Below are 19,134 nucleotides of genomic sequence, written 5' to 3'. Positions count from 1 at the left end.
AAGATGATTTACATTCATATCGAGCTTGATTTGCATCTATCTAAAACGCAACTTAATATAATGAAAGAAGCTTGAATTTAGCTAATTTGAATTGTGATTGAATGAAATTGTCATGAATGCAGGCAACGAAAAAAGGGCGCTCCTAAGAACGCCCTCCAATCTCGGTATTATCTCACCAGAACAGTTAGCTCAGGTTCAGCTCTTTAAAGAAGTCATTGCCTTTGTCGTCCACCACGATAAAGGCAGGGAAGTCTTCAACTTCGATTTTCCAAACGGCTTCCATACCCAGCTCTTCATATTCAACCACTTCAACACTCTTGATGCAGTCTTGAGCAAGGCGGGCAGCTGGGCCTCCGATAGAGCCGAGGTAGAAGCCACCGTGAGCCTGGCATGCACGGCGAACACCCGCTGAGCGGTTGCCCTTGGCAAGCATCACCATGGAGCCTCCAGCGGCCTGAAACTGGTCCACATAAGCATCCATACGGCCAGCAGTGGTTGGGCCAAATGAACCAGAAGGCATACCTTCTGGCGTCTTGGCTGGACCTGCATAGTAAACCGGATGGTTCTTGATGTAGTCAGGGAGTGGCTCACCGGCCTCGAGACGATCACGGAGCTTAGAATGCGCCAGATCGCGGGCCACGATCAACGGACCGCTCAACGAAAGCCGTGTTTTAGTTGGATGCTTAGTCAGTTCACCAAGGATCTCGCTCATTGAGCGCGTGAGGTCGATTTTTACAACATCATCAGAAAGATCGGTGTCGGTAACTTCCGGCATGTAGACTTCAGGATTCCGCTCCAGATCCTCCAGGAAGATGCCTTCCTTGGTGATCTTGCCAGTCGCCTGACGGTCTGCTGAACAAGAGACGCCAATGCCGATTGGCAGGGATGCACCATGGCGCGGCAGCCGGATCACGCGCACGTCGTGGCAGAAGTATTTGCCACCAAACTGTGCGCCGACACCGCTGGACTGTGTCAGCTTATGAATTTCAGCTTCCATTTCCAGATCACGGAATGCATGGCCCCCTTCGGAGCCTTCCGTTGGCAGCTCATCCAGATAACGAGCAGAAGCCATTTTTACAGATTTAAGATTCAACTCTGCAGATGTACCGCCAATGACGATTGCGAGGTGATATGGCGGGCATGCTGCAGTACCAAGAGTGAGAATTTTCTCCTTCAGGAACTCAATCATGCGATCTTTGGTCAGCAGGCTCGGAGTGCCTTGGAACAGGAAGGTCTTGTTAGCAGACCCTCCGCCTTTCGCCATGAACAAGAACTTGTAAGCATCATCGCCTTCAGCATAAAGCTCGATCTGAGCCGGCATGTTATTCTTGGTGTTCTTTTCCTCGAACATAGAAATCGGCGCCAGCTGGGAATAGCGCAGGTTTTTTTTGAAGTAAGCGTCACGTGCGCCTTCACCGAGCGCTGCTTCGTCATGCCCGTTAGTCCAGATTTTACGGCCTTTCTTACCCATCACAATTGCAGTGCCAGTGTCCTGACACATTGGCAATATGCCAGCAGCTGAAATATTCGCGTTTTTCATCAGGTCAAAAGCAACGAATTTATCGTTTGCAGTTGCTTCAGGGTCGTCGAGAATTTTACGGAGCTGCTCCAGATGGGAAGGGCGCAGGAAATGGTTGATGTCTTTAAACGCTTCTTCGGCAAGCAAGCGAAGACCCTCTTGCTCCACTTTCAAGATTTTCTCACCGTCAAACTCAACTTCGCTCACGTACTCGGAGGTTAGTTTGCGATAAGGAGTTTTGTCTTTACCCAATGGAAAAAGAGAGGTGTGAACGTACTCGGGAGCAAGTGTTTCGGACATCTTGGCACTCTCTGGCTATTTTGGTGTACCGCTGTACACTGTTGAATTTGCTGAGCGCCGTTTTATAGAGAAAAAGCTGAGGGGCAAAGCCCCTCAGCCTTCAAAACTTGTCAAATTTGCTAGATTACGCCGAATTGACGAGAGACTTGGTGGAAAATGCAAGGCTCTCTTTGGCACAATCCATCAGCGAGTGGCGTATAGGTCCAACTTCACAGTCACCTTATTGCTGACAGTGCTGTCTGGAACACCATCACCAATCTTGAAGTCACTGCGAGATAACGTTGCTTCACCAACCGCGTGAGCGGTTTTACCTTCAATGGTCAAAGTGAAGGGCAAGAAAATAGCGATCTTTGCGCCTTTGAGCTCCAGCGTACCTGCAGCCTCATAGAGATCACCGCCAGCAGGAACAACGTTATCTACGCGAAATACTGCATCAGGGAAGCTGGAGATATCCAACCACTGTGGGGTTGTGATTGCACCTGCTGCCTGTGCATCTTCTGTTTTTACGCTTCCAGTGATGATTGTTGCCTGAATCTGGGCTTTGTCGAGCTCTTCTTTGTCGAAGATGATCTTAGCATTCCAGGTAGCAAAAGTGCCCGTAACGGTGTTTCCGTTATTGATGACCTCAAAGCCAAGCGTACTCTTATTGCGATCCACTGACCATTCATTTGCAAAGGCAGATGAAGCTGCTCCTACCAAGATGAAGGTCAGAAATACGCCGGCTTTAAAGAACATATCGGTCAATCGTTTCATGGTTTTCTCCAGATCCTCAAATTAAGCTTTTGAGGACAACATACGCTGTAAGACTTTATCCTTGGATATGAAGTAGTGCTTAAGGGCAGCTCCAACATGAGCAAGGATCAATGCGATAAACGCATACGCAGCCCAGCCATGCACTGCGGTGAAGAACGCAGATACATCTGCTTTTTGCCCCAAAAACTCAGGTGTTGGTAGATGCGGAATCTGAAAGAGGTTAAAGAAAACTGTCGGCAGTCCAAGCGGGCTGGACGAAACCAGCAACCATCCTGTCAGCGGCATCAGCAACATCAGGGCATATAAGCTGATGTGACCCAAATGCGCAGCAAGCTTTTCCCAAACCGGCATTTCGGCAGGTAAATCAGGTGTGATACCAGTGATTTTCCAAAGGATGCGCAATGAGACCAGTGCTAAAACGACAAAACCAATGGACTTATGAAGCTGATAAAGAGAGTAAGTTGCAGGCTCGAAAATCGGTAGCGTGACCATATAGAGGCCAAATCCCAACATACCAATGATAAGCGTTGCTATGGTCCAGTGTAGTGCAATTGCCACGATGCCATAGGCTGATCGAGTGTTCCTGATCATGGAAAAGACCCTTTGATCGAGGGAAGGGGCATTGCTGCCCCTTCTCAAAGTTCGACCAGACCCGTCAGAGCATTCTCAGCATCCGACAGGCCGGAAACATTACTTAACAGTCGCTTCGAAGCTGATGTTGATGTTCACTTCATCTGACACGTAAGGAACAGCCATCGCCATGCCAAAGTCAGAACGTTTGATCGTGGTAGTCGCATCCAGACCAACAGCTTGTTTCTTCGCCATTGGATGCTCACCAAGCTGATTTACAACAACTTCAAGGACAGTTGGTTTGGTGATGCCACGAATGGTCAGATCACCGGTCACTTCCAGCTTCTTCTCGCCAACCTGTTCAACCTTGGTGGACTTGAATGTTGCTGATGGGAACTTAGCAACATCAAACAAGTCAGCACTCTTCAGGTGTGTGTCACGAGCTTCCCAGAATGTGTTGAGAGAGTTGACATCAATTTCGACGTCTACTTTAGAATTTGCTGGGTTTGCTTCGTCGATAATCAGAGTAGGTGTCCAGGTGCCAAAACGACCGTCTGTGGTGGAATAACCCAGATGGTTGTAGTCAAAAGCGAGATTTGCGTGGGACATATCAACGTCGTAAGCAACTGGTTCAGCAACTGCTGCTGTAGCGAGGAAAGAAGCTGCGACTGCGAGCATTCCAAAGCGAACTGATTTCATTGTAATCTCCAATTATGTTGAACTGTGAATTTCAATCTTGGGCATACAATTGGCAGATGTTCTGGGAATTGCAATTAAACGCATTGTTCATCCCAGGTGCACAATCACGAGGAAGTCAGCAATATCGCCAATTTTTGCAAACATTGTTGCGGAAATGAGTTGTCACTGTGGCAATATAATGGAGATTGTAAAACCAAATGATACAACTGCAAAAATATAAGGGTTTTACATCACACTTTCGTGTGTGATCTGTCAGTTAGAAACTCTAGTAATAAAAATGGGGAAGGGAGGCACACGTATGCGCCTCCGATCAGGTGCCTATGGTTTGTAAGTGAAGAGAATGCCGTTTTTATCGCGTAGGAACTCAAACTTTTCCTTCTTCAGAGTGTCGCGCAGGTTCGGCAGAACGCTCTTTTCATCAGCGATAAGCATATAGCCACCAACACGAAGGTGACTGAGCATACGCTGCAGAAGTTTGACGCGCGCATTGTTCGGCAACTCATGGAAGAAACGGTCAGCAACAATTGCATCAAGATCTTGCGGGGGCGTGTAACCAAGTGCATCCACGTGAACAACCTCAATCGGCAGATTCTCCGTGTCTACTCGTTCCTGCAATTGGTCCAGACCTACTTTGGAACTGTCGACAGCAATTACATTGTAACCGCGCTTAGCAAGAAAGATCGCGTCGCGTCCTTGGCCTGCACCCAGATCGAGAATTGTGCCACTGTCAAAGTCGAGGTTTGAGAACAGTGTTGTAAACTGCTTGGAGGTATGGCCGAAGTAACTTTCGTCCTTGGCGTAAATCTTATCGTATTTCTGCATAACTCAGCCTGAATGGATCATTAGCTAAAGGATATACAGGAACGTAGAAAATGAACAAGCCCAACCCGGCGGATACAGGTTGGGCTTTTTGGTTTAAGTAAAGCTTTGCTTCATGAAAAGGGTCGGTTGTCCGAGGTAAGACCCGTCCGTGTACTTCTCAAAGCCAACACGCTCGGCAAGGCTGACACTGGCTGTGTTCTCTGGGGCAATAATGCAATGAACCTCAGGAAACAGTCTGGAACTGCGCAGCCAGGATAGGCTCAGCTCAACAGCCTCCCGGGCATAACCTTTGCCATGAAACTTAGGCGAGATCACCCAACCAGCTTCTGGAAACCCATCAAGGCTTGGAGTGATGTCTCGCTTAAAGTCAGAAAAACCAACGTCGCCAATAAGCTCTCCGCTGTTTTTCTCAATCACAGCCCAATACCCAAAACCGGAGAGGCTCCAGTGCCCGGCATACTTGAGGATACGCCCCCACGTATCCGTTGGGCTGGAAGGCTTCCCCGAAATATAGCGCACCACATCAGGATCCGCCCACAAGGCGCAGCATGCCTCAAAATCTGAAGTTTGGTGAGCCCGCATGATAATGCGCTCGCCGTTAAGTGTTGGAGCAGCCGTACAGCGTTCTTCTTCGATAATCACGAAAGCAGTCCTCAAAAAGAAAAAGCCGAAGCGATGAACACTCCGGCTCCCACAAAATTAAAATTGAGCGTTAAAGGCCAAGCCCGCCAATGCAAGAGTACTTGATATTGATGTAGTCATCCACGCCGTACTTGGAACCCTCATTCCCCATTCCGCTTTCTTTATATCCGCCAAACGGAGCATATTCGGTCGTGATCACACCTTCATTCACGCCAACAAGACCATATTCCAATGCTTCCATAACACGGAAGGTCTGGCCCAAATCTTGAGTGTAAAAGTAACAAGCGAGGCCATACTCTGTGTCATTCGCCATTCTGACCACATCATCTTCGCTCTCAAACTTGAAGACAGGAGCAAATGGACCAAACGTCTCTTCCTTGGCAACCTTCATCTCTGGGGTCGCATTAAGCAGAAGTGTCGGTTCGAAGAACGTGCCTCCCTGAGCATCTGGCTTGCCGCCTGTTACCACTGTACCGCCTTTAGAAACAGCATCAGCGATCAGTTCTTCGACTTTCGCAACAGCATGCTCATCAATAAGAGGGCCTTGGTTGGTACCCGACTTCAGACCATCGCCAACGCGCAGCTGATCTTCAATGGCAGCCTTCAGCTTTGCTGAGAACTCGTCGTAAATTCCAGCCTGAGCGTAAATGCGGTTTGCGCAGACACAAGTCTGACCGGAATTTCTGAACTTGGATGCAATGGCACCTTCGACAGCCTTATCGAGATCAGCTGAATCAAACACGATAAACGGCGCATTGCCACCAAGCTCCATAGAGACCTTTTTCATGTTGGCCAATGCTTTGGAGGCAAGCTGCTTACCCACTGGAGTAGATCCGGTAAAGGTGATCTTGCGGACCTTGTCGTTCTCACAAAGTTCGTCAGCAATCTGGGCTGCTGAGCCGGTGATGATGTTAATCACACCAGTTGGAATTCCTGCCTGTTCCGCAAGTTCACCCAGGATCAACGCAGAATAAGGCGTTTGGCTTGCCGGTTTGGCCACAACAGTACAACCAGAACCAAGAGCTGCCGCCAGTTTGCGCCCCAGCATAGAGCTTGGGAAATTCCAGGGTGTGATGGCACCAACAACACCGATAGGCTCTTTGGTCACCATAATACGGCGGTCCTTCCAAGGGGACGGGATCACATCGCCATAAACCCGTTTGCCTTCTTCAGCGAAGAAACGAATGTAGTTGGCTGTGATAGCAACTTCACCAGTAGATTCAGCCAGTGGCTTACCCATTTCAACAGTGAGTAGCTCAGCAAGGTCCTTCTGGTTTTCAGTGATCACGTCTGCCCACCGCAGCATCAGATTGCAGCGCTCAACTGCTGTCATCTTAGACCAGAGAGCAAAAGCTGCATGGGCTGCATCGATTGCATCTGCAGTCTCAGGACGGCCAAAACGTGGAACACGCCCGATGATTTCGCCAGTGGCTGGATTGTTTACAGAGATGGAGTTGCTTTCATCTCCGCTGACCCATTTTCCTCCTATGAGACAAGCTTCACGTAGGAGCGGAATTTCTTTGGTTGCTGAGAGTGTTGTACTCATGAGTATCTCCTGATGAAGTCATATCCCGCCAGGCAATTAAGAAGAGATAGAAGAACAAGACCTAACGACGGTTTTATCTGACCTACACATATAAGTGGTAGTTCTAGGAAAAACACCTAGTCCCCATAGGATTTACAAAGATTGATCCATTCTGCAATGCAAATCACGGTGTGTAATGATTGTCTCTTTCTCAATGCAACACGAGTAGATCCAAAACTCATGCTTTCATAAGCCGTTACGAGAAAGAGGTTGAGATGGGTTGAACGGAAAAATCTGGTATGATGTCATTCCGGAAGAACTACGAGAGCACCTGACCTGTTGAAACGTCATTCTCCCACTCAAATGAACAAGGTCAATCTGCATTTATGTCTTCGCAAGAAACACGCGCAATTGTGCTTATCCGCAAAATGTGTCAGGAGCGACTTGCTTTGAAACTCGAATAGCTAAGGTCGCTCCATGTCAGACACGGTCAAACTCTCATTAGAAGAAGCACGCAAACTCACTGAGGATGCTTTGTCTGCCAACAAAACAGATCCTGCAATTGCGAAGATCGTTGCAAATGCTTTAGTGAACGCGGAGGCAGATGGTCAGGCAGGCCACGGCCTTTCCAGAATTCCGTCCTACACCGCCCAAACCAGAACTGGCAAGGTAGACGGCTTTGCCAAACCGGAAGCAGAGCTGATCACTCCGGTTGTGCAGCGGATTGATGCTAAATACGGATTTGCTTACCCAGCAATTGAAGTTGCGCTGCCATTTCTGAAAGACGCTTCCTCGCAAAATGGGCTGGCTTTGAGTGCGATCCGTCATTCTCATCACTTTGGGCAAGCGGGGGCCCACTGTGAGCGCTTGGCACGCGATGGAATGGTTGCGTTCATTTTTGGCAATGGGCCTAAGGCAATTGCTGCCTACGGCGGCAAGAACCCTATGTTCGGAACCAATCCAATTGCATTTGCAGCTCCTAATGGAGATGGAGAGCCACTTGTCATTGATCTTGCGCTCTCACGTGTCGCTCGCGGAAAGATCATGGCAGCGCAACGAACGGGAAAATCTATCCCGGAAGGTTGGTCACTGGACAAAGACGGGCAGCCAACCACCGATCCGGAGGCGGCGCTTGCAGGAACTATGATCCCTATCGGAGAGGCCAAAGGAGCGGCTTTAGCCATGATGATTGAGATCATGGCTGCAGGCCTATGCGGAGCTGCATTTGGTTTTGAGGCGTCCAGTTTGTTCTCAGGAGAGGGCGACGCCCCTGATCTTGGTCAGGTTATTCTGGCAATCAACGCAGATCTTGTCTCTGGCGGTTTGTTTGCTGAACGAATGCAAACGCTTGTTGCTGCGATTGAGGCTGAGGAGGGCGCACGTTTACCGGGAACATCTCGTCTTGCAGCCCGCGAAAAAGCAGAGCAATACGGTGTCAACCTACCAAAGCCTATCTACGAAGAGGCAGTCCGCCTCGCCGGGCCGTCGACTTAGTCGTATTCACGCTCATAGTAGAAACCGGCTTTTGCATCTCCGTCGGAGCCGGCTTCACCACGAAGCTTCAGGAACTTCGTGACATCAATATCAACAGTTGCTGCATTGTCACCTGTTGTCGGCTCCTGTGTCACGCCCAAATAAATCCGCTCACTTATATAGCCACCAACGGCCAGTTCTGGATTTCCCGCTGCATCAAACTTGATATCGATATCGCTGACACCGAGTAGATTGCGGAGTGTGCCCAATGGCCCTTCCACGCCAGTGCCTCCGGTTAGCGTTGCGATCGCGCTTGCAAGGCTTGCCAGCTGAATTGGCGAAAGATCGTTGACAGACTCGCCAAACAACAGTTGCGCAAGGACCTCATCCTTTGGCAGGCTTGGGACTGAAGTGAAATCAATCACCGGCATATCAGCAGGTCCACTCACCAGGACAGTCACTTCCGTTGAGCCAGATGTTGTCGTTGCCGCAAAATCGAGTGTTGGTACAAGAGAACCACTAAACGTCACATTACCGCGGCTGAGTGTCAGGCGTTTTGACAAAATATCGATACGGCCACGCACCAGAGAGAAAGCGCCCACGGTCTTCACATCATCGAGCTTGCCGCCAATGTTAAGTGATCCACCGGCTTCAGCGTTGACGCCGCGCCCACGGATGAAGATTTTGCCTGGTGCTTCCACGCCAACATTCAAACTGGCTTTCGAGATCGGGCTGGGTTGCTCGTTTTTCTTGGCGTTTTCCCGCCCTTCATCTTGCGCAAGGATCTTCGCTTGGTTGAGGATAGGCTTGGGCGCATTCAAATGCCGGACGATCACAGGATTGATACTGGAGTTAAAGGAGCTCGGAATTTCAATATCTGCCTGGTTAATGGTGACTTTGCCCGAAATTGCAGGAGGGGCGCCTGCATCGGCAAGAGAGCCCTGTAGTGCAAGATTGGCGTCAATCAATGCACTAACAAATGTCCCGTCAACATAACGGCCACCATCAATCGTGAGTTCCATTTGAGCAGGCAGGCCTGAACCCAGTCCAAGTTTGCCATCCAGTACCAACGTGCCACCATTACTAAACTTGGCAGCAAATTTATTGATCGCAATCTCTTGCCGTGTGACCTTAATGTCACCTGAGTAGTCTGTCAGCGTCATGCCAGTTGAGAGCTGTGTGGTCTCAAGGTTCACAGGTTGGATATCAATGGCGATCTGAGGATCCTTGAGGGAGCCGGAAACTGACCCGCTGAGACGGAAGCCACCACTGCCACCCAAATTCTGCTCGATCAATTTAGCTCCCACCACATCAAGGGGGATGTTGCCTGATGTGGTCAAAGACACTTCTTGACCATCTGCAAGCCCGATTGCCCCTGAAGCCTCAACGTTCAGGCCTGAACTGTTGGTGACGATGGTTTTTTGGTCAATTTTGTTGTCAGCAAACGAGCCGGTGCTCTCAATCTGAAGTGGGAGGATGCGGTTATCCTGAAGCGGCTTTGCTGAAAACTGGCTCAACGCAAGCCGCCAGCTGACTTGAGGTGCGTCGTTCTCGCCAAAGGCGCGAACGGTCCCGTTGAGAGCACCATCCAAGGCAAGGCTTGGAACAAAGGCATTCGCTATGGAAAGTGGCAGTTGCTTCAGTTCGGCGTTGATGTTGAGCTGATTGCTGTTGCTCCCGTAAACATTTAAAGAGCCACTGCCAAGAGCCAGCTCAAAGGAGGACACAGTCCGTTTGTCTTCAAGTAGCGAAATCACTGCTGGTTGCTTGAGGTTTGTCTGAATGCCCTTGTAGCGGCCATTAAGAGAATTCAGCGTAAGAATGATCCCTTCGGGAACAGCTTGCACCAGCCCTGCGCTTTGAAGTTGGTCGTTGTTTTCAGCAAATTCGGCATTAATGGAAAAGCCAGTTGCAACCTCTGCACTTGTCTTGCCTTCAACAGGTGTCGCATTCAATGTCAACGATCTCAGGTTTACCCCTTCCACTTCAACACCATCGAGCGCAATGTTCGCATTTGCAGCTGGGCGTGTGAAAGGTTTGTCTATCCAGCCTTTTGCGACAAAGGACATGATGGAACTTTGCGCAAACCGAAGGTTTTGGCTGCTAAGATCAAATGAGATCTTGGCATCTCCGTTGTCTTGCTCAATATCGATTTGTCCATGAGCCTGACCTTCCATCTCGGTCAAGGCCAGTGATGACAAAGTGCTCAGATCATTGGCTTCAATGGTGAACTGCCCAACCAAACCTTGTGGTAGAAGCGCAAGATCAGTAGCATGTGCATTGCCACTGAGTTTGTTCCCGCCGAAATCAAAATCCAGTATCGGAACAGACAGTTTGCCAGCCTCACTCAGCAGCTTGAACTTGCCAACAAGCTCTTCCCCTTTAAACCTGCCTGTAAGATTGATGTCCGAATTGGGAGCCGTTTCAGAAAGCGTCCCATCGGCTACAAGCTTCAGCTTCTCTAAGGGAGTGCCATCCATCTCAATCCGGTCAGAGTGTATTTCAAGTGTCACTTCAGGTGCAGAAGTATTACCTGAAACCTTCCCGCTGGCAGTGAGGGCCCCACTTACACGGGGCTCCAGCAGATCGAGTTGATGCACTTGAGCAGAAAATGCACCATCCAGCTGACGATCTTGCAAACTGCCATGAGCTTCAAATTGTCCAAACATGTTCTCAAAGGAAAGAACTTCCAGTCGGCCATATGAAGCGAGCAGGTCGGTGCTATCAAGGGTTGCTGCAAGCTTGGCAGAAAACCTACCCGGGGAAGTGAGAATTCGGTCAATGCGCTCATTTTGCAGACTCACACGGCTGCTGGTTCCCTTGAGATTGATCTCTCCAGATTGTTTTTGGAAATCCGCTAGCAAGGACAATTGAGCCTCAACAGAGCCGCTTACGTTTTGCTGCACAAATCCTGACAGAAGGCTAAGGTCAGATACAGAAAGATTGCCCTGTGCCTGTCCGTTGCTCGGCGAGAGTTCTACCAGATTAAACCGTGCAGCCGCTGCATCACTCTCCAAGTGTAACTCGCTTAACTTTAGTTTTTCCTGATTTGGAAACGCGATGCCTTTGAGTGAAACACTTATATTCTTGATGTTTTGGTCTTGTGAAGCTGGAGCAAGATGGACACCACTAACTTGGAGACGCGCTTCAAGCGGGATGGACATTATCTGCGCGGAAATGTTTGCACCATCACCCTTTGCAGAAAGGCTTAGCGCCCCCAGATCCGCTTCTTGTGTTTTAATCTTATCTGCTTGAACAGAGAAGTCCCAATTCAGGCTCTCAAGCGGTCCCGAAGCCGATGCAGTCACAGACAAAGTATCCAGTTGAACGGCCTGCTCGCCAGTCTTGATGAGAAGTGGTTTAGTGTTGCTCTCAAGTGTCTGGATTTGGACCTTCGCTATCAAAGAGTTCTTGTCAGTTGCGTATGTGTTCTCCAAATGCGCTAAGATCGCACCGGTTGAAAGCTTTCCGGTTACTGAAAGTGGCAGATAATCTTCATTGAGTGTCGCGTTTGCAAACCACGTGGTCTGCCCTGCAAATAGGCTGGAGATAGAAGAGGGAAGAAACTGCTCAAGTTCCCCTGATAAATGTGTAGTTAGTGACTTCTGCGTTCCATTTTGCGCAAGAGTAATCTCACCATCAATGGCTCGAACCCTATTCAGATCTACTTGTAATGAAGACGACCAGTTTGTCAGCGGGCCGCCACCTTCCATACGTAGCGCAAAACTCGGTGCATCCGGAAGGTCAAGAAGATTGGCAGTCAGCCCATTGGCTGCTTCAGAGACCATGCCACGGAAATTGACTACGCCATCTGCCGGATCAAAATCGACGTCAATGCTTGCTGTGCCCTGAACGTCGCCAGTGCGTGAAATGTTGAGCTTGCCGGCAAATTTGTCAGGAGAACTCGCATAAGTCGCAGTGCCCGTGATCTCGAACTGTGCAGGCATACCGGCAATAGAAGCGGGGAGGGCAAGTTCTTTGATGTTGAGGCTTTGGAGATCAAAGGTGTTGAAAGGCAGGGTAATGCCTGTTTCTTCAGCAGGGGCAGGTTCAGAACCCGGACTTTCTGTAGCTTCTGGCAATCGTGCTAATGCAATCCGTTGTGCTGCGCCCTCGTGAATATCAAGTGCGCCGAAAAGAAGCGAAAGCGGTGACCAACGAACTGAAGCTCTGTGAACTTCAAGCCATGTGCCCTTCGCATCGGAAAGATAGACCCCATCGGCAAACAGATTGCCGGAAGCGGTCAGGCGAGGTTGATCAATCCTCACATCTGGCAAAAAAGAGCTCAAAGTTGATCCGAGGAACTGGCGACCTGCCTGAAAACTAGTTGTCACCACAAGTCCCGCATAAACCACAAGTACCAGCACGAGAAGAAGGGCTAGTATTTTGCCAAGGGTCATTGTGATACGTCGGACCAGTTGCATTCGCTCTTTGATCTTTCTCTTTTTGTCGCATGCCTTCTGTAGGCGGAGCTGATTAGAAGGACTGACTTAAACCAATATAGACTGCAAACGGCGGATCATTGCGCTGAGGTTCAAGTGGGACACCAACATCAAGCCGCAAAGGGCCAACAGGTGTGAAATAGCGCACCCCTCCGCCGACACCTACGCTGAAGGGCTCATCGAAGTTTGGAAACTGGGTCAAATATGCAGCGCCTGCATCTACAAATCCGACGAGACCAATGTTTTCGGTAATTCTTGTTCTGACTTCACCATTAAACAACATGAAACTGCGCCCACCCGTAACTTCGTCATCCAGGCGCGGCCCCACGTTTTTATAAGCATACCCTCGGATTGATCCACCACCTCCAAGGAAGAACCTCCGTGCAGCGGGGACATCCTGAACCGACGGGGCGATAATTGCACCAGCTGATACGCGGCCAGCTAAAACAACACGGTCCGTACCTAAAATCGGCAGGTAACTGGCAATTGAGCCTTGAGAATACAGGTTTTCGGTATCACCAAGCACGTCATAGGCTGGTTCAAAGAATAATTTGGCTTCAATACCATTGGTCGGGTTCAAAGCGTCATTGCGTGTGTCGTAAGTCAGGTCTGCAGGAATTCCCAGTAGAAAGTAATCATTCTGGCCGAAAACGTCCCGTTCATTGGCAAAATAGACTTCTGCACCAATTCGGCCGCTCAAAGCCTCTGTAAAATCACGGGATAGATAAGCATCGTATGTAAATGACGTGCTGCGATAGTTATCTGGGTTTTCCTGAACGGCAGCAACGCTGGTTGAAAAAGCGGTCAACGGTCCAATCGCACCGGGTTTTTCAAAGGTGACGCGGGCGGCATACTCAATCTGCTCGTTATTTACGGCAAGAAGCTGGCCGACTGCGCCGGTTACTGAAAGTCGCTCCGCTTTTCCAAACAGATTGCGGTGTCGCCAGTATCCATCAAAACCAACGCCTTCATTACTGGAGTAATTGGCACCAATTCCAAAAACTTTCCGTGGGCGTTCTGCCACAACAATCGTCAGAGGCAGTTCACCGTTCGCATCAAGCTGGTCATCAGGTTCAAAGCGAATGCTGGAAAAGACTTCCAGATCCCTCAGTCTGCTTTGTGCGTGAGAGATAACTTTGGCATCCCACTGCGCACCGCGAGGAAGGTTTGCGTAACTGCGAACAAACTCAGGATCCATTTTGACTGTGCCGGATACAGAAACCGGACCAAACCGCGCATATGGTCCACTGACAACATCCAGTTTAACTTTGAGCGTCTGACTGGCGTGATTGGCCAGTAACTGCCGGTTCCCCACTTTCGCAAATGGATATCCTTCATCCTTAAGGAACTTAACGGCCTGCTTCTCTGCTTCCAGCACCTTAGCTGAAAGTGCTGGCATTCCTTCTACAAGGCCGAGTGACTGCGCGTTGGGCAGGTCAAGTCCATTCTCTGTTGCCGAGCCTTTATAATTTACATCTGCGTTGCCAAAGTGAAACTGAATACCTCTGTTAATCTCCACGAGAATAGGAATAGGGCGCTCTGTAATTTTCTCAGGATGAAGGATGGCTTGATTAAGTGGTGATCCTGCTACGGTGATTTGAACCAGAGCACCATAGTATCCATCTTCATAAAGCTTACCGATCAGGCGTTCAAAGTCCTGAGTTGCGCGGGCGAGAACGCCACTGGCGCCAGACGGGAGCTTCTTGACGTCCTGAACCAGAAGACTGACGGACTGCAGCTCTTCCTCAAGTTCACTCGGCTGGTCTTCATGTTCCCCAATAACACGGAACTCAACGGTGTAAGGTGTCGGGTCTGGCACACCAGCTAAGCTATCTTCATCACTCTCGGCTTTTTCACCCCAGAGATGGTATCCGAAAAGTTCAAAGGCATAGGCTTGCGAAAAGGTGCTGAATGAAAGGCACAAGCAAACAAGCAAAGCAACAGCGCGAGGAATTTTGACGTTCCATGGCCAACCAGAGGCTATACGCTCTCGTCTGTTTTTATGCTTGTAAAGCAACTAGGATAGGCTCCAACAATCTTCCAAAATGCAGATTGTTCTCAGCTCATAAAGCTCTTGGGATTAGCCCTGAGAGAATCTGCTCACGCGATAATTAAAATTCGCATGATTGGTGTGTTGAAAGCAAACCGCAATTGTCACCTCTTTGGTAACAGCACTTAAAAATTGGGCATGGATTGTGGGAGGCGAGAAAAGTCCCGGCAAAACGCATAATTCGCCGGGACCTTATTGTTTAGATTTCTTCGTCAGGACGTCCAATACAGGTGTAAGAGAAGCCGTGTTTTGCAACTTCGTCTTTGCCGTAGATGTTTCTGAGATCCACGAGCACTGGAGTCGCCATCTCATTTTTAAGGCGGCTGAAGTCGAGAACGCGGAACGCATCCCACTCGGTCACAATAACCAGAGCATGTGCACCCTTTGCAATCTCGTAGGCATTACTTCCGAATGTAACATCCTCTAAAAGCTCTACAGCTGAATCCATACCTTCAGGATCATAGGCGTGAATGTCAGCACCTTTGTCTTGAAGCGCCTGAATAATGGAAAGGGCAGGGCTGTCGCGCATATCGTCTGTGTTTGGCTTAAAGGTCAGGCCAAGCACTGCGATTTTCTTGCCGCGAACATCCCCACCAATAGCCGCTGCTACTTTCTTGGACATAGAACGTTTGCGCTGATCGTTGATTGAACATGTGGTCTCAATTAGGCGAACAGGGCTGGAGTGGTCCTGCGCAGTCTTAACAAGCGCAAGTGTATCTTTCGGGAAGCAGGAACCGCCATAACCGGGACCAGCATTCAGGAACTTGCCACCAATGCGGTTATCAAGACCGATGCCTCGGGCAACATCCTGAACGTCTGCTCCAACTGCTTCACTTAGATCAGCAAGTTCGTTGATGAACGTGATCTTCATGGCAAGGAAGGCATTGCCGGCATACTTGATCAGCTCAGAGGTGCGACGGCTCGTGAACAGGATTGGAGAATGGTTGAGATACAAAGGACGGTAGACTTCAGTCATGACCGACTTCGCGCGCTCATGAGAAAGGCCGACAACAATACGGTCAGGACGTTTGAAGTCATTAATCGCGGCACCTTCGCGCAGGAACTCTGGGTTCGAAACAACTTCAAAATCCGCATTTGGATTTGCTTCGCGAATAATGCGCTCGACTTCATCTCCCGTACCAACCGGAACAGTCGATTTTGTGACAACGACTGTAAAGCCATTAAGGGATGTTGCGATCTCTTCAGCCGCTGCATACACATAGCTAAGGTCGGCGTGCCCGTCTCCGCGGCGAGAAGGGGTGCCGACTGCGATGAAGATGACGTCGGCTTTACGAACCGCGTCAGGTAGCTCAGTTGTAAAGCTCAAACGGCCAGCTTTCACATTGCTGGCAACCAACTCTTCCAGGCCCGGCTCGTAAATTGGGATCTGTCCGTTCTTCAGCTTTTCAATCTTGTCTTCCGCTTTATCAACGCAGATGACTTCATGACCAAAATCAGCAAAACACGTGCCTGAAACCAACCCGACGTAGCCGCTACCTATTACTGTAATTAACATTGTGTCTCCTGCACGAGCCGATCATTTCTGGATGTGCAAATAGGTTTGTTTAAGTTGAAACGCAATAGTACATAACCTGAGATGAAACACATCCCACAGTTAGGTATATCCCCCTGATAACGTGGTATCCTTGCCTGAAGAAAGACACGTATTGTGGTAAAATTGTAGTCGAATTGTGACGAGTATTAGAGAGTATAGCTCTGTTATTTATCTAAAGTTCTAGGAGAATACATTTCTTTTCTAAGTAGGAAAATGCTGCCTACTAAGAATTGGATGGTTAATGTGCTGATTTAGATAAAATTACATGAGATATACAATTGTAAGAATAAGTAGAAGTACGCCCGTTTTTCTCCGGCTGTAATGCTTCTTTTTGATTCTACTCCTTGCGCCAATAGTAGCTAACTTAAAATTGCTAATAGTTTATCCCAAGGATTTTTCCCGTATGACGCGAACTCAAATATGGAGAGGATGTGGCAAAAATATGCCTTTGAATTTTTGAACTACAAAAAATAAGGGTATGAAAAATAAAGATTGAAATTCGAAAGATTTCGAAAAATGGCAGAAACTAGCACCTATGCTTTTTATTAGATTAAAATTGTAAGTAAAATTTATTCTTATTTTCTATTATAATTACTATAGTTTCTGGTGAGGTTTTACTTGGTGTCGAAGGTAAAAATTCTTCAAGAGAAATTGACAGAACGTGTTTCACTGATTTACCAGCGATATATTCATTTGGGAATGAATGGGTTGGGGTTATGTATTTAATTGTTGATGAACAACAGCTTGTAACCGATGGGTATGCATCTGGATTTGAGCGAGAAGGTATTTCGACAAGTGGCTTTAGTCCGGACGACTTTCGGGATTGGTTAAATACTGCACCTGATACTGAGTTCGAGGCCGTCGAAGCTATTTTGATTGGCGAGATAGGGGAGCATGAAAAGTTCCCGCAAATTATCCGCCGTAGATGTTCTCAAAAACCGGTATTGGTTCTGAATAGCAGTCCGGTTTTAGAGCAGACACTGAAGTTGTTTGCTGCTGGTGTAGATGACGTTGTCCGCAAGCCGGTGCATCCGCAAGAGATACTTGCGCGTGTTAACGCAATCAAACGCCGGACAACGAACCAAAGCATCAATGTCGAGCTGGGTGACCTTACGGTATACTTTGATGGACGGGATCCTGAAATCAAAGGGAACACACTGGCATTACCACGCCGAGAACGTCGTATCCTTGAGTATCTTGCTCAGAACAACGGGCGTCGCTTGACGAAAACTCAGATTTATAACTTTGTCTATGGCATCTTTGAAAGTGAAGTAGACGAAAATGTAATCGAAAGTCACATCAGTAAGCTAAGAAAGAAACTACGTACACAGATGGGGTATGATCCCATCGATTCAAAGCGTTATCTTGGCTATATAATTAATTCTCTATAACAACAAAAAAGGCTGCTCGAGCAGCCTTTTTTGTTGTTTAGGTCTCGTATCTTTCGTGTTTTACAGAAGCTGAGCCAGCTCAGTAAATGCGTCCTGGCTTGAGGGTGCATCCAAGCCCTGTACAAGCGCATTGTAGACCTTTGGGGCAACCTCAATGGCTTGGTCGAGTAAGGGATCCACTCCCTCTTTATATCCGCCCATCATGCGTAGATCTTTGGTATCTTCAAACTTCGCAATCATTGCCTTCAATTTCAGGATGAGCTCACGTTCCTGAGGGGACCAGCAGCTCTGTGCAAGTCGCGAGATGGAGCCGAGGACGTTGACGGCAGGATATCGGCCTTCCTCAGCAATATGCCTATCCAGAACGACATGCCCATCCAGTAGGCCTCTGATGTTGTCTGCGACAGGGTCATTATGGTCATCACCATCAACCAGCACGGAAAAGATCGCGGTCATCATGCCGCTTCCTTCAATGCCAGGGCCTGCACGTTCTAGCAGGAGAGGGAGTTCCGAGAATACGCTTGGTGGATAGCCGCGAGAGAGAGCGGGCTCTCCAGCTGCCAATGCAACGTCACGTAGAGCATGTGCGTAGCGAGTGACGCTATCAACGATCAATAATACAGATTGTCCTTGATCTCTGAAGTGTTCGGCAACTGTCATCGCTGTTTTAGGAGCCAGCCGCCGCATCATGGGGCTTTCATCACCTGTAGCGACCACGACCACTGATTTGGAGAGTTGATCACCAAGTGTTTCTTCGACGAACTCACGAACTTCACGGCCACGTTCGCCGATAAGTCCGATAACGACAGTGTCGAAAGAGTTACTTCGTGCGATCATGGAGAGCAGCGTTGATTTACCTACGCCAGAACCGGCAAAAATACCCAGGCGCTGACCATGGCAAATCGGTGTAAAGAGGTCGAGCACCCGTACCCCAGTTATGGCAGCATCTTTAACTCGCGCACGGTGAACTGGCGGAGGCGGGAGGGTATTAAACGAAGCAAGAGATGGTCCTTCAGTCATCGGACCAAGGCCATCGATCGGCTGTCCAAACGCATTGATAATGCGCCCACGCCAGTTGTTGTCCGGATAAAAGCTAAGTTCGCCGCAACGCTTCACTTTGATCCCAAGACCAAGGTCAGATCTGGATGCATAGGGCTTCACAAGTACACTATCAGGCTCAATTCGGATGACTTCTCCAAATTCTTCACCGTTGTTACTCATATAGGAGACTTGGTCCCCTAGGTTAACGCCACCTGAAAGTCCCTTAACTCTAAGATGGTTAGGGGTGACCTCACAGAGGGTCCCACTTATCTCAATATTCCATGAGCTTGATGGAATTTGAGCGGTAAGTTCCTGAATGCGCGCAAGGGCGGTCATAAACAGCCTTTTGAAG

General features: G+C 48.8%; 13 protein-coding genes. 2 read left to right on the top strand and 11 right to left on the bottom strand.

Features of this window, described 5'->3' with window-relative positions; genetic code table 11:
- Positions 1-184 precede the first annotated feature (184 nt).
- The 7 genes from PsWM33_RS02360 to PsWM33_RS02330 form a co-directional block, all read right to left on the bottom strand.
- Positions 185-1,819: a fumarate hydratase gene (locus tag PsWM33_RS02360; RefSeq protein WP_063299073.1), complete on the bottom strand. Its 1,635-nt coding sequence runs from the start codon at positions 1,817-1,819 to the stop codon at positions 185-187.
- 183 nt (positions 1,820-2,002) lie between these two features.
- Entirely contained in the window at positions 2,003-2,572 is a 570-nt protein-coding gene (locus PsWM33_RS02355) for a YceI family protein (RefSeq protein WP_057465996.1), read from the bottom strand.
- A gap of 21 nt (positions 2,573-2,593) precedes the next feature.
- Positions 2,594-3,163, bottom strand: coding sequence for a cytochrome b (locus PsWM33_RS02350; RefSeq protein WP_063299072.1), 570 nt, complete (start codon positions 3,161-3,163; stop codon positions 2,594-2,596).
- Positions 3,164-3,262: 99 nt separating this feature from the next.
- A complete protein-coding gene (locus PsWM33_RS02345; protein WP_063299071.1) occupies positions 3,263-3,841 on the bottom strand; it encodes a YceI family protein in 579 nt (192 codons plus the stop codon).
- Positions 3,842-4,159: 318 nt separating this feature from the next.
- A complete protein-coding gene (locus PsWM33_RS02340) occupies positions 4,160-4,663 on the bottom strand; it encodes a class I SAM-dependent methyltransferase (RefSeq protein WP_063299070.1) in 504 nt (167 codons plus the stop codon).
- A gap of 93 nt (positions 4,664-4,756) precedes the next feature.
- Positions 4,757-5,305: a GNAT family N-acetyltransferase gene (locus PsWM33_RS02335; protein ID WP_063299069.1), complete on the bottom strand. Its 549-nt coding sequence runs from the start codon at positions 5,303-5,305 to the stop codon at positions 4,757-4,759.
- A 70-nt stretch (positions 5,306-5,375) separates the two neighbouring features.
- Entirely contained in the window at positions 5,376-6,851 is a 1,476-nt protein-coding gene (locus tag PsWM33_RS02330; RefSeq protein WP_063299068.1) for an NAD-dependent succinate-semialdehyde dehydrogenase, read from the bottom strand.
- Positions 6,852-7,307: 456 nt separating this feature from the next.
- Here PsWM33_RS02330 and PsWM33_RS02325 point away from each other — a divergent pair, with 456 nt between their 5' ends.
- The gene (locus tag PsWM33_RS02325; RefSeq protein ID WP_063299067.1) at positions 7,308-8,324 is read left to right on the top strand and encodes an Ldh family oxidoreductase; all 1,017 of its coding nucleotides are present in this window, start codon (positions 7,308-7,310) and stop codon (positions 8,322-8,324) included.
- Here PsWM33_RS02325 and PsWM33_RS02320 read toward each other — a convergent pair.
- The 3 genes from PsWM33_RS02320 to PsWM33_RS02310 all read right to left on the bottom strand — a co-directional run bounded on the left by PsWM33_RS02320 (position 8,321) and on the right by PsWM33_RS02310 (position 16,311).
- On the bottom strand, positions 8,321-12,727 hold the full coding sequence (locus PsWM33_RS02320; RefSeq protein ID WP_063299066.1) for a translocation/assembly module TamB domain-containing protein: 4,407 nt from the start codon (positions 12,725-12,727) through the stop codon (positions 8,321-8,323). The genes PsWM33_RS02325 and PsWM33_RS02320 overlap by 4 nt on opposite strands.
- Before the next feature lie 52 nt (positions 12,728-12,779).
- Positions 12,780-14,762: an autotransporter assembly complex protein TamA gene (locus tag PsWM33_RS02315; RefSeq protein ID WP_208994357.1), complete on the bottom strand. Its 1,983-nt coding sequence runs from the start codon at positions 14,760-14,762 to the stop codon at positions 12,780-12,782.
- Positions 14,763-14,994: 232 nt separating this feature from the next.
- The gene (locus tag PsWM33_RS02310) at positions 14,995-16,311 is read right to left on the bottom strand and encodes a UDP-glucose dehydrogenase family protein (protein ID WP_063299065.1); all 1,317 of its coding nucleotides are present in this window, start codon (positions 16,309-16,311) and stop codon (positions 14,995-14,997) included.
- Between the two features lie 755 nt (positions 16,312-17,066).
- On the opposite strand from PsWM33_RS02310, the gene PsWM33_RS02305 reads away from it, so the two are divergent.
- Positions 17,067-17,741 (top strand): response regulator transcription factor, encoded by a 675-nt coding sequence (locus tag PsWM33_RS02305; protein WP_063296399.1) that lies wholly within the window; start codon positions 17,067-17,069, stop codon positions 17,739-17,741.
- A 60-nt stretch (positions 17,742-17,801) separates the two neighbouring features.
- Here PsWM33_RS02305 and fliI read toward each other — a convergent pair whose 3' ends face one another.
- Positions 17,802-19,118, bottom strand: a complete 1,317-nt coding sequence (gene fliI / locus PsWM33_RS02300; RefSeq protein ID WP_063296400.1) for a flagellar protein export ATPase FliI — start codon at positions 19,116-19,118, stop codon at positions 17,802-17,804.
- Between the last annotated feature and the right edge of the window lie 16 nt (positions 19,119-19,134).

The organism is Pseudovibrio sp. WM33 (assembly GCF_001623165.1).
Taxonomy (GTDB): Bacteria; Pseudomonadota; Alphaproteobacteria; order Rhizobiales; family Stappiaceae; genus Pseudovibrio.
Note: the sequence above shows the minus strand (reverse complement) of the source record. Positions and strands in the feature narration are given on the sequence as shown.